We start from the raw sequence: 10,748 nt of genomic DNA on the forward strand, positions 1-10,748 counted from the left end.
TCGGCGACCATCGGGGATCCAGCGGCAGCTGGCCGCTTTCTGGGAGCCGGGTCTGGTCACCGGACTAAGATTCCCCGGGTTAAAAGCCAATCTCAGCGCTGGCGGCTGTCAATGGAGCATTTCTACAAGCAGGGCGAACAGGCCGGGGAGGGGTCAGCCTTGCCGGCCCAGGCCGTTTTGGCTCCGGCCAGCGACCAGGCACCAGACCTGGCTGATCCGGGCCTGGCCTATATTTTTGACCACACCCGGGGGAAAAAATGCCTGGTCTTTACGAACAGCCGGGAGGAATGCGAGGCCGTCTGCCAGGTCTTGCGGCAATACTGTGAAAACCGGCATGAACCAGACCGCTTCATGATTCACCACGGCAACCTTTCAGCCGCCTTTCGCCAGGGAGCTGAGGCCGTGATGAAGGATGAAGATGCCAAAATCACCACCTGCGCGACGGCGACTTTGGAACTGGGCATCGATGTCGGCCAGCTGGAGCGGGCTTTTCAAATTGAGGCGCCGTTTACGGTTTCTGGCTTTTTGCAGCGGATGGGCCGCACGGGCCGGCGGGGCAATCCCGCTGAGATGTGGTTCGTCATGCGGGAAGAGCAGCCTGAAAGCCGGGCCATGCTGCCGGTCTTGATTCCCTGGTCGCTTTTGCAGGGGATTGCCCTGGTTGAGCTCTACCTGCAAGAGCGCTGGGTTGAGCCGCCAAAAGAGCACCAGCTGCCATACAGCCTGCTTTACCACCAGACGATGAGCACCTTGATGGCTGGCGGGGAAATGACGCCGGCCCAACTGGCTTCCCGCGTCTTGACTCTGTCGTATTTCCGCTGGGTCAGCCAGGAAGACTACAAGCAGCTGCTGCGGCACTTGATCAAGACCGACCAGATCCAGACGACGGAAAACGGCGGCTTGATCGTCGGTTTGGCCGGAGAGCGGGTCACCAACAATTTCAAGTTTTACGCGGTATTTCAGGAAAACGAAGAATACAGCGTCCATGCCGAATCTGAAGAGCTGGGAACGATCGTCAAGCCGCCGCCTTTGGGTGAGAAAATAGCCATTGCCGGCCATGTCTGGGTCGTAGAAGAAATCGACCGCCGCCGCCGGCAGGTTTACGTTCACCAGGTCAAGGGCCGCATCCCGGCATATTTTGGCGATGTTGCCGGCGACATTCACCCGCGCATCCTGCAGCAGATGCGGCAGATTCTGGAAGAAGACCGCATCTATCCCTACTTGATGAAAAATGCCGCTGCCCGCTTGAACGAAACGCGGTCTCTGGCCCGGGCAGCTGGCCTTCCGGGCCGGCAGCTGGTCAACTTGGGCGCCAACACTTACTGTCTTTTCCCTTGGACCGGTTCGTATGCCTTTTTGGCCCTTGAACGCTTCCTGCGCTTAAAATGCGCTCCCCGGCTGGGACTGAAGAACTTTGACTCAGTCCGGCCTTACTATATGCAGTTCACCATGGACGTCAGCGAGCAGGACTTTTATCAGATATTGCAAGAAGAAGCCGCCAAGGACTTTGATCCCCTGGATTTGCTGTATCCAAAGGAAGTGCCGGTTTTTGACAAGTATGACGAGTACCTGCCAGACGACCTGGTCAGAAAAGAATTTGCCTACGGGGTCCTTGACCTGGCGGAAATGCGGCGCTGCGTCGAGGAGATTACAAGACAAAAAGGCTGAAAAAGTTGTACAATAATGTCTAAAAATCAAAAAGCTATTTTTAGAAAGGATTTTTATGTCAGTAACCAAGCGTCCGATTTCCAGTTTCCAAGAATTAGAAACAGCCGCTGATGACAGTGATGAGATACATTTTAAACTGAACGGGCATCAATGGCTGCTGGTCGACGACGGCAACCCGCTGACGCCGGAAAGCAAGACTTTGATCAATTGCGACCTGCCTGAAGAGCAGCAGAATTTTGCCAATACGGCTGAATTTCTCCGCTGCGAGATTGCCGGCCGGCCGCTGAAGGCCTGCTGGGAAGAAATGAGCGAGGTAGCCGTCTGGAGCGTGCAGTTTGAAAGCCTGGAAGAATTCGTGCAGGCAATCGAGGACGGCTGCGACATTCAGTTTTCTTTGGGCGGGCAGGAATACTGCCTGGAGCAAAACAGCGACCGGAAGGTTTACAGGCAGCTGACCTACCGGGTCGTCAAAGACGGCCGGGCAAGGACGCGGGTTGAAAAATTCGCGGACCTGGACCAGCTGCTGGGCTTTGAAATTGCCGGCAAGAGCCTGGGCAAACAGTGGTCGGCCATGAGGAATGTCGATTACGGCTGATTTTCATCGAAAGTTTTTAGGCCAAAAAATTTCGGGAAAAGGCTTAACTTTTTTAAAAACGTAACTTATTAAACAAACAACCGGGTTACACTTAATAAAATTAGAAATACAACTTTTATTCTAAAAAAAAGAAACTTTCTAAAATATCGGGTATAATATTAGACAGATCCGATATGATAGAAAGATGAAAAATATGAAAAGACAGCCGCAAACAATCAAGAGAATCATTCAGATAATTGCCTGCAGCCTGCTGGTTCTGCTGGCAGCCGGTTTATCCGCTTGTTCAAACAAGCAGGAGAGCAGCTACGCCAGGGCCAAGCAGTCCAAGCAGATTACCTGGGGCGTTCGGCCGGACACGAAGCTGTTTGGTCTGACCAACGTCAAGACCGGCAAGATCGAAGGCTTTGAAATCGATCTGGCCACGGCGATCACCAAGCAGATCCTTGGTCCAAAAGGCAAAGCTGTCTTTCGGCCGATCACGGAAAAAACGCGTATCACCTTGCTGCACAACGGCTCTTTGGATGCCGTCATCTCAACCATGACCATTACCAAAGAACGGATGAAGGTCATTGACTTCTCTGACGTTTATTTCAACGCCAGTGAATCGATGATCGTCAAGAAGTCAAGCAAGATCAGAACGATCGCGGACTTGAACCACCACGGCGTGGTCGTGATCGCCATCAAGGGGACTGACGTGGCCAACCAGGTCGCCAAGCTGGCACCGAAGGCAAGCGTCAAGCAGTTTGACGACTACGGTTCGGCCTTCAATGCTTTGAAGGCCGGCCAGGGCGACGCGATGATCGATGACAACGGCATTTTGGCCGGTCTGATTGCCGACACGCCAGAGTTTACCCTAACCAAGGCCACTTTGGCCCAGGAGCCTTACGGCATCGGGGTCGAGAAGGGGCAGACGCAGATGCGCCAGGCAATCAACCGGGCCTTGAAGAAGCTGCGGGCCAGCGGCAAGTACGACAAGCTGGTCAAGAAGTGGTTCGGCAAGGTATCCGGTTTTGACGTCAAGCAGGCGGAAAGCCAGAAGGTAAAAATTCAATAAAAGCAAAAACGTTAGGAGACATTCAAGCTCCTAACGTTTTTTGCTAGCACGTAAATTTTTAAGTTTTTAAAGAATTGCTCCGACGACGATCAAGCAAAGGCCGGCCAGGGTGGCGAGCAGTTCCTTGCCCTGCTTGCGTTCACCCAACAGAGTCATGCCGCCGACCGTGGAAATGATGACGCTCAGCTGGCCGTAGATGAAGGCGTTGGTAACCCCGTTGACTTGGGCTGAGATGATGTAGGCGTAAGCCGCGATCCCAAAGCTGATGCCGGCAAAGAGGTCAAGGTAGCTGGCTTTTTCCTTGAAGGCAGCCTTGTTGCCGCTGAAGAAGAGGTAAAGCACCGAGCCCAGGAGAATGCCCAGGGTTTGCGGCAGGAACATTGCTTCAGCGTTGGCGCTGACCATCTTCGGGAAAGTTGAGTAGGCCAGGTAGCCGACCGTGGTCAGGACCAAGAAGACGATGTCGCGGCCAGTGGCCTTCATGCCGGAATCCGTGTCCTTTTCGGTGTAGGCCGTCAAAATGACGCCGATGACGATGATTACCAGGGCGATGATGCCGAAGAGGTAGTCATGGCTGCTCTTCCATTCGCCAAAGATCAAGGCGCCGATGATGGTGTTGCCCACCAGCTGCAGGCCGGTAGAAATCGGCATGGTTTTGCTGACCCCGATCCGCGTGAAGGAAATGAATTGGCCGATCTGGCCGATGGTCCACAAAGCGCCGGAGAACAGGGAAAGGAAGAAGACCGGCAGGGACATAGCCGGATGCTGGATCAAAGTTACGATGATGCCAACAATGGTAGCGCCCATGCCGACGCCGAAGATCTGATTGGCTGGCCGGCTGTTTGGAACCTTATTGACGATCCAGGGCATAACGCCCCAACCGATGGCCGGCAATAAGGCAATGATGATATTCATTAAATTGAACACTCCTTTTAACTAGTAATTTGTCGAATAGTTACTAGATTATCGGAATTTTAAGAAAATAGCAATAGGGTTTACAATGAAAATGATAACCGTTTTCAGAAAGCGGTTAAAAATAAAAGGGCGACTTGCATAAAGCAAAGCGTCCTTTTCAGAAAATATTAGCATATTTGCAACAATAATGCATTAATCAATGTTTGTCCGGTAAAGTCCAACCACTTTGCCCAAAACTTGCACATTGTTCAAAATAATTGGATCCATGGCATCATTTTCCGGCTGCAGGCGGTAGTGCAGGTCTTCCTTGAAGAAGCGCTTGACGGTTGCTTCGCCGTCGTCGGTCATGGCAACGACGATTTCCCCGTTTCTGGCGGTAGTCTGCTTGCGGACGATGACGTAGTCGCCGTTCAAAATCCCGGCATTGATCATCGAGGTGCCGTGCACCCGGAGCATGAACAGTTCGCCGGCATCGTTCTTCAGGTTGGGCGGCAGCGGGAAGTAGTCTTCCACGTCTTGAACGGCCAAGATAGGCTGGCCGGCAGTCACGACCCCAATCACCGGAATGTCCTTGGGCTTGATGCCCAGGGCGTCAAGGCCGGCATGGGTGATTTCCAGGGCACGCGGCTTGGTGGCGTCCTTGATGAGGTAGCCCTTGCGTTCCAGTCTGGTCAAGTGTCCGTGCACGGTGGAAGTCGAAGAGAGCCCTACGGCTGCGCAGATTTCCCGGACAGTCGGCGGGAAGCCGCGGTTTTCAACGGTATCGTAGATGTATTGCAGAATTTCTAGTTGTTTTGAGTCATGATTCATTTTCTTGTACCTTGGTAAAAATTTTCCTTGTTGATTATTATTTATTTTAGCAAATAATGCCAGAGTTTGCAAACAAGCGTTCTAGGCTTAAAACTTTTTTTATGATTGGAAAGCGAGTAAACTATTCTTAATAAAGAAAGGTGGCTATATTTATGGCAGAAGCAGATCAAGTCAGAAAAAGAATCAATGAGCTTTACAAGAAGAAGCAGGAGAGCGGTTTGACGGCAGCTGAAGAAGCTGAACGCAAGGAACTGCACAAGAAATTCATCGCCAACTTCCGGGCCGGCTTCAAGCAGCAGCTGGACAGTCTGGTGATCGTCGATGACCAGGGCAAGGACGTGACTCCGGCCAAAGCCAAGCAGATTCAGAAGGAAAAGGGCCTCAGATAGGAATTTATTCTTTAAAAATGGTCTGAAATTTTGTAAGATAGTATTTGTGTGATTAACGAATGCATCTCCGCGAAAGCGGATTTAAATTGAGACCATACGGAGGTTAGCGATAATGAATTTAGGTTTGGCGATTTTCTTGATTATTTTGGCAGCTCTTTTGGGCGCGGTAGCCGGCTTTTACGGTGCCCGGTCCTACATGAAGAACTACTTTAAGAAGAATCCCCCAATTACCCGGGAAATGGTTGAAACCATGATGTCACAAATGGGTCAGAAGCCTTCAGCCAAGAAGGTCAACCAAGTGATGAACATGATCAAGCACCAGTCAGCCAAGAACTAGGTCATAGCCAAAGAGCGTCAGGGGTATCCTGGCGCTCTTTTTTTGCGGGCTGGCCAGGTTAGAAAAAAAGGAGAAAAGTCAAGAATGATTAAGAAAGCCCGGCAAAGGCAGGGATAAATTTAAAACTCATCTAATTGGCAAACAAGAAAGAATAAGTGGAGAGAAAAAATGGATACTTTTAGCAAGCTGGGCTGGTTTTTCAAGGCCCACCGCAAGCGCTACGCCCTGGGGATCACCGCGCTGATCCTCACTTCCGTAGCCAACCTGGTCCCGCCAAGAATCCTAGGGATGATGGCCGACCAGCTCGACAGCGGCAGAATCAGTTGGCCGCAGTTTATGACCTATATTTTGGCGGTTCTGATTTCCGCCATCGCCCTGTATGTCTGCCGTTACTATTGGCGCAAGCAGATCTATGGCGGGGCGGCGATTCTGGAAAAAGAGCTGCGCGGCCAGCTGTTCTGGCACTTTTTGCAGATGGACCGGACCTTTTTCCAGCGCTACCGGACCGGGGACTTGATGGCCCGGGCGACCAATGACGTGCAGGCCGTGCAGAACGTGGCCGGGGACGGAATTTTGACCCTGGTGGATTCGATCTTCACCGGGGGCAGCACTTTGCTGGCGATGATTTTCCTGGTGGACTGGCGCTTGACCCTGGCAGCCATGCTGCCCCTGCCGCTTTTGGCCTTTTTGGCCCGCTATCTCGGCAACCGCCTGCATGACGCCTACCTTGACTCCCAGGCCGCTTTTTCCCGCCTGAACAACAAGACCCAGGAATCCCTGTCCGGCATCAAGGTCTTGAAGACTTTTGGCCAGGGCAAGGAAGACGCGGCTGCTTTTGACAAGATGACCTATGAAACCGTTGAAATCAACAAGAAGGTCTTCCGGATCGATTCCCTTTATGACCCGATGATTACCCTGATTATTGGGATCACCTACATCATCACGATCATTTACGGGGGCAGCCTGGTGCTCAGCCGCTCGATCAGCCTGGGCCAGCTGATTTCCTTTGTTTCCTACATCGGGACCATGGTCTGGCCGATGTTTGCGATCGGCTACCTGTTTAACGTCCTTGAGCGCGGCAGTGCCAGTTACGACCGGATCATGAGTCTTTTGAACGAAAAATCCCTGATCGTTGACTCTGATGCCATGGACAAGGAGCAGAAACTGGTGGGCGATCTGCGCTACCACGTGGCCAGCTTTGCTTATCCTGACGAGCCGGACAAGGACGTGCTGGGGGCTGTCGACTTTGACTTAAAACCCGGGCAGACGATCGGTCTGGTCGGCCGGGTAGGGGCAGGCAAGACGACCATCATCCAGCTTTTGATGCGGGAATTTGACAACTACAAGGGCCGGATAACCTTTGCCGGCCACGATATCCGGCAGATTCCGCTGGATGTCTATCTGAAAGAAATTTCCTACGTGCCGCAGAACAACTTCCTGTTCTCCATGTCGGTGCGCGACAACATTGCCTTTGCCAAGCCGGCGGCCAGTCAGGAAGAAGTGGAAGCGGCTGCGGAAAAGAGCGCCCTGCACAGCGATATTCTGGCCTTCCCGGATGGCTATCAGACCATGATCGGCGAAAACGGGGTTTCCCTGTCCGGCGGGCAAAAGCAGCGGATGTCAATTGCCCGGGCCCTGCTGCATGACAGCGAGATCTTGATTTTGGACGATGCCCTGTCGGCGGTCGATGCCAAAACTGAAAAAGCCATCCTGGCCAACCTGCGCCAGGAACGCAAAGAGAAGATTACCGTCATTGCCGCCCACCGCTTGAGCAGCGTGATGGACGCCGACGTGATCCTGGTCATGCAGGACGGCCGGGTGGCTGAAAAGGGCACGCATGAGGAGCTGCTGGCAAAGGGCGGCTGGTACAGCCGGATGTGGCAGCGCCAGGAACTGGCCCAAAAGGTAGGTGAAAGCAATGAATAATGAAGATTTTCAATCTGTGTGGCAAAAGCCGATTTCCGTCAAGGAACAGGGACAAATTTTAAGACGCCTGTGGACCTTCATCTGGCTTTACAAGGCGGAGCTGCTGACGGCAGTTTTTGGTATGATTGTCGTTTCGGCCATCAACATGCTTTTGCCGACCTGGCTGCAGTATTACATGGACCACTACCTGCGCTCAGGCAAAGTCGCTTTTGGCGTTATCTGCCTTGTGGCGGCTGTCTACGGGGCGGGCGTGATCATCAAGGCGGTCTTCCAGTTCATTTATGAGTACCTGTATGCCCTGGCCGGGGAAAAGGCCCTGGAAAAGGTCCGGCGGGTTTTGTACGCGAAGATTCACACGCTGGGGATGCGGTATTTTGACCAGACGCCGGCCGGATCGATTCTTTCGCGGGTTACCAACGATACGATGACCTTGAGCAGCTTCATGCAGGTCTTCTCCGCCTTCTTGCTGGGGATCATTTCCATGGTGACGGCGCTGGTGGCCATGTACATGGCCGACCGGACCGCGGCAGCGATCACGACCTTGTTCGTGCCAGTGATTTTTGCGGCGGTCTGGCTTTACAACCGGGTCAACTCCAAGACTTATCACGAGTACCGGGCCCGCAATTCACTGATCAATACAAAGTTGGAAGAAAGCATCGCCGGAATTTCAGTGATTCAGCAGTTCCGGCAGGAAAAGCGGATCAACCAGGATTTTGCGGCCACTAACAACCAGCAGATGCAGACGCGGTTCAAGCTGATCAGAACCAATGGCCTGCTGCTGTCGCCATTTACGACCTTGCTTTATTCTCTGGCTTTGACCTGCGTGCTGATTTGGTTCGGCTATCCATTGCGGAAGACTTTTGTGCCGGCCGGGATGATCTACGCTTTTGCCAATTACGTGCAGAACTTTTTCAACCCGCTCTCGGACATGATGAACTCTTTGACTTTCTTCACCGATGGCATCGTTGCCGGCAAGCGGATCTTCCGGATTTTGGACCAGGACGAGTATGAGCCTGAGCAAAGGGAAAAAGCTGACGCCAAAATCACTCAAGGGAAAATCGAGTTCAAGCACGTCTCTTTTTCATATGACGGCAAGCACGATGTTTTGCACGACATTTCCTTTACCCTTAATCCGGGGGAGACACTGGGGATCGTCGGGCACACGGGATCAGGCAAGAGCTCGATCATCAATGTGATGATGCGCTTTTATGAGTTCCATGACGGGCAGATCCTGCTGGATGGAACCGACATCCGCGACTTCTCCAAGGCAGAATTGCGCGAGAAACTGGGGCTGGTTCTGCAGGAGCCATTCATGTTCTACGGCGACGTTGCTTCCAACATCCGCTTGTACAATGACAAGATTTCAGACCAGGCAATTGAAGAAGCCGCCAAAACCGTGCAGGCAGACCGCTTTATTGAGAAACTGCCTGGAAAGTATCACGCCAAGGTCATTGAAGGCGGCAGCGAATTCTCCAGCGGGGAAAGACAGCTGATCTCCTTTGCCCGGACCCTGGTAACCAATCCGAAAATCCTGATTCTGGATGAGGCTACGGCCAATGTCGACACGGAAACCGAAAGCTTGATTCAAGAAGGGCTGAAAAAACTCCGACAAGGACGCACGACTCTGGCCATCGCCCACCGGCTGTCGACGATTGCCGATGCCGACCAGATCATCGTCTTGGACAAGGGCAAAATTGTCGAGCACGGCAAACATGAAGAGCTGCTGGCGCAAAAAGGTTACTACTACGACCTCTACACCCTGCAGCAAAACCGTGAAAACTAAAAATGAATTAATGCAAAATAAGAGCGCATCCCGCGGGATGCGCTCTTATTCTAATCCGGCCAGCTGGAGGTTTTTGACGCAAGGCAGTTTTTCCAGGTCGGTCATGAGCTTGGCCAAGTCGCCCTCAAGCCGGCTGAGGTCAAGGGACATCAAGACGCTGGCGTGGCTGGCCAGGGGGATGGCCTGGGAGATGGTCAAAATTGAGGCCCGGTGGTCGGTCAGGCAGGTCAAGACGCCGGCCAAAGCCCCGGGCTGATCAGCCAAGAGCAGGGATAAGACAGCCTGCTGGCCCCGGGAAGGGTCCTTTGCCCGGAAGACGTAGTCCTTGTAGCGGTAGTAGGTGTTCCGGGAGATGCCGACGCGCCCGGTTGCTTCAGTGACGGTTGCCGCCTCGCGGCTGTCCAGCATTTCCCGGGCCTGCAGGACCTTCTCCAAGTAGTCCGGCAGAATTTTTTTATTAACGTAAAAGTAGTCGGCCATGGGTGAATCCTCCTTTGACAGATTGCTTTAATTTTTGTTTAATAATAATTGCCTTTTCCTCTTGTCAGGCTTTGCGGATAATGATACTATGTTTTTAATTCGAAAACAAGTGTCCCTATTTTAGAAACAACGGAGGCGGGTATGCAAATTGCTATCTTAGGCCGCGGCGTGGTTGGCGGCGGCATCGTGAAACTGATCGACGAGGCCCAGACGCCGCTTTTGCAGCAGATTAAGATTAAAAAGGTCCTGGTGCACCGCAGCGAGCAGGTTCTGGACAGCCGGCACACGACCGACTTTGCTGAAATTCTGAATGATCCGGAAATTTCTGTGGTCTGTGAATGCATTGGCGGCCTGGAGCCGGCGCATACTTATGTCAAACAGGCGCTGGAGAGCGGCAAGCACGTGGTGACGGCCAACAAGAAAATGCTGGCGGTTTTCGCCAAAGAACTGTTTGACCTGGCCAGGCAAAAGCAGCTGACTCTTGCTTATGAAGCCAGCGTCGGCGGCGGCATCCCCTGGATCGACAATATCAAGCGGATCCAGCGCCTGGAGCCGGTCACGGCCTTTCAAGGAATTTTCAACGGCACGAGCAATTACATCCTCTCACAGATGGAAGAAAAGGACCTGGACTTCGCTACTTGCCTAAAAAGTGCCCAAAAGCTGGGCTACGCGGAAAAGGATCCCAGCGACGACATTGACGGCGGCGACGTCTGCTACAAGGTCTGCCTGTCAGCCCTCACCTGCTTTGGCCAGCTGGCTGACCCAAGCCAGGTAGAGCAGTGGGGCATCCG

General features: G+C 52.9%; 11 protein-coding genes. 8 read left to right on the forward strand and 3 right to left on the reverse strand.

Annotated elements, in window-relative coordinates; all coding sequences use genetic code 11:
- From lacNas_RS04005 to lacNas_RS04015, 3 genes are all read left to right on the forward strand, one after another.
- Positions 1–1,668 (forward strand): helicase-related protein (locus lacNas_RS04005; RefSeq protein ID WP_201346620.1); only part of this gene is annotated, 1,668 nt, incomplete at its 5' end.
- A gap of 55 nt (positions 1,669–1,723) precedes the next feature.
- Positions 1,724–2,263, forward strand: a complete 540-nt coding sequence (locus lacNas_RS04010; RefSeq protein WP_201330975.1) for a hypothetical protein — start codon at positions 1,724–1,726, stop codon at positions 2,261–2,263.
- 193 nt (positions 2,264–2,456) lie between these two features.
- Positions 2,457–3,317, forward strand: a complete 861-nt coding sequence (locus lacNas_RS04015; protein ID WP_201330976.1) for a transporter substrate-binding domain-containing protein — start codon at positions 2,457–2,459, stop codon at positions 3,315–3,317.
- Positions 3,318–3,383: 66 nt separating this feature from the next.
- Here lacNas_RS04015 and lacNas_RS04020 read toward each other — a convergent pair whose 3' ends face one another.
- Together lacNas_RS04020 and lexA are read right to left on the reverse strand one after the other, a co-directional pair.
- Entirely contained in the window at positions 3,384–4,232 is an 849-nt protein-coding gene (locus tag lacNas_RS04020) for a GRP family sugar transporter (protein ID WP_201330977.1), read from the reverse strand.
- Between the two features lie 192 nt (positions 4,233–4,424).
- Entirely contained in the window at positions 4,425–5,042 is a 618-nt protein-coding gene (lexA, locus tag lacNas_RS04025) for a transcriptional repressor LexA (RefSeq protein WP_201330978.1), read from the reverse strand.
- 152 nt (positions 5,043–5,194) lie between these two features.
- On the opposite strand from lexA, the gene lacNas_RS04030 reads away from it, so the two are divergent.
- From lacNas_RS04030 to lacNas_RS04045, 4 genes are all read left to right on the forward strand, one after another.
- A complete protein-coding gene (locus lacNas_RS04030) occupies positions 5,195–5,431 on the forward strand; it encodes a DUF896 domain-containing protein (protein WP_201330979.1) in 237 nt (78 codons plus the stop codon).
- A gap of 112 nt (positions 5,432–5,543) precedes the next feature.
- Positions 5,544–5,768 (forward strand): YneF family protein, encoded by a 225-nt coding sequence (locus tag lacNas_RS04035; RefSeq protein WP_201330980.1) that lies wholly within the window; start codon positions 5,544–5,546, stop codon positions 5,766–5,768.
- A gap of 168 nt (positions 5,769–5,936) precedes the next feature.
- Complete coding sequence (locus lacNas_RS04040) at positions 5,937–7,694, forward strand: ABC transporter ATP-binding protein (protein WP_201330981.1); 1,758 nt, start codon at positions 5,937–5,939, stop codon at positions 7,692–7,694.
- A complete protein-coding gene (locus lacNas_RS04045) occupies positions 7,687–9,477 on the forward strand; it encodes an ABC transporter ATP-binding protein (RefSeq protein ID WP_201330982.1) in 1,791 nt (596 codons plus the stop codon). The genes lacNas_RS04040 and lacNas_RS04045 overlap by 8 nt, the downstream gene beginning before the upstream one ends.
- Positions 9,478–9,522: 45 nt before the next feature.
- Here lacNas_RS04045 and lacNas_RS04050 read toward each other — a convergent pair whose 3' ends face one another.
- Positions 9,523–9,957 carry an ACT domain-containing protein gene (locus lacNas_RS04050; RefSeq protein WP_201346621.1) on the reverse strand — a complete coding sequence of 145 codons (435 nt, stop codon included), beginning with the start codon at positions 9,955–9,957 and terminating at the stop codon, positions 9,523–9,525.
- Positions 9,958–10,098: 141 nt separating this feature from the next.
- Between lacNas_RS04050 and lacNas_RS04055 the strand changes: the two genes are divergently transcribed.
- A partial coding sequence (locus lacNas_RS04055) for a homoserine dehydrogenase (protein WP_201346622.1) occupies positions 10,099–10,748 on the forward strand: 650 nt, incomplete at its 3' end.

The sequence above is a fragment of the Lactobacillus nasalidis genome (assembly GCF_016587775.1).
GTDB lineage: Bacteria > Bacillota > Bacilli > Lactobacillales > Lactobacillaceae > Lactobacillus > Lactobacillus nasalidis.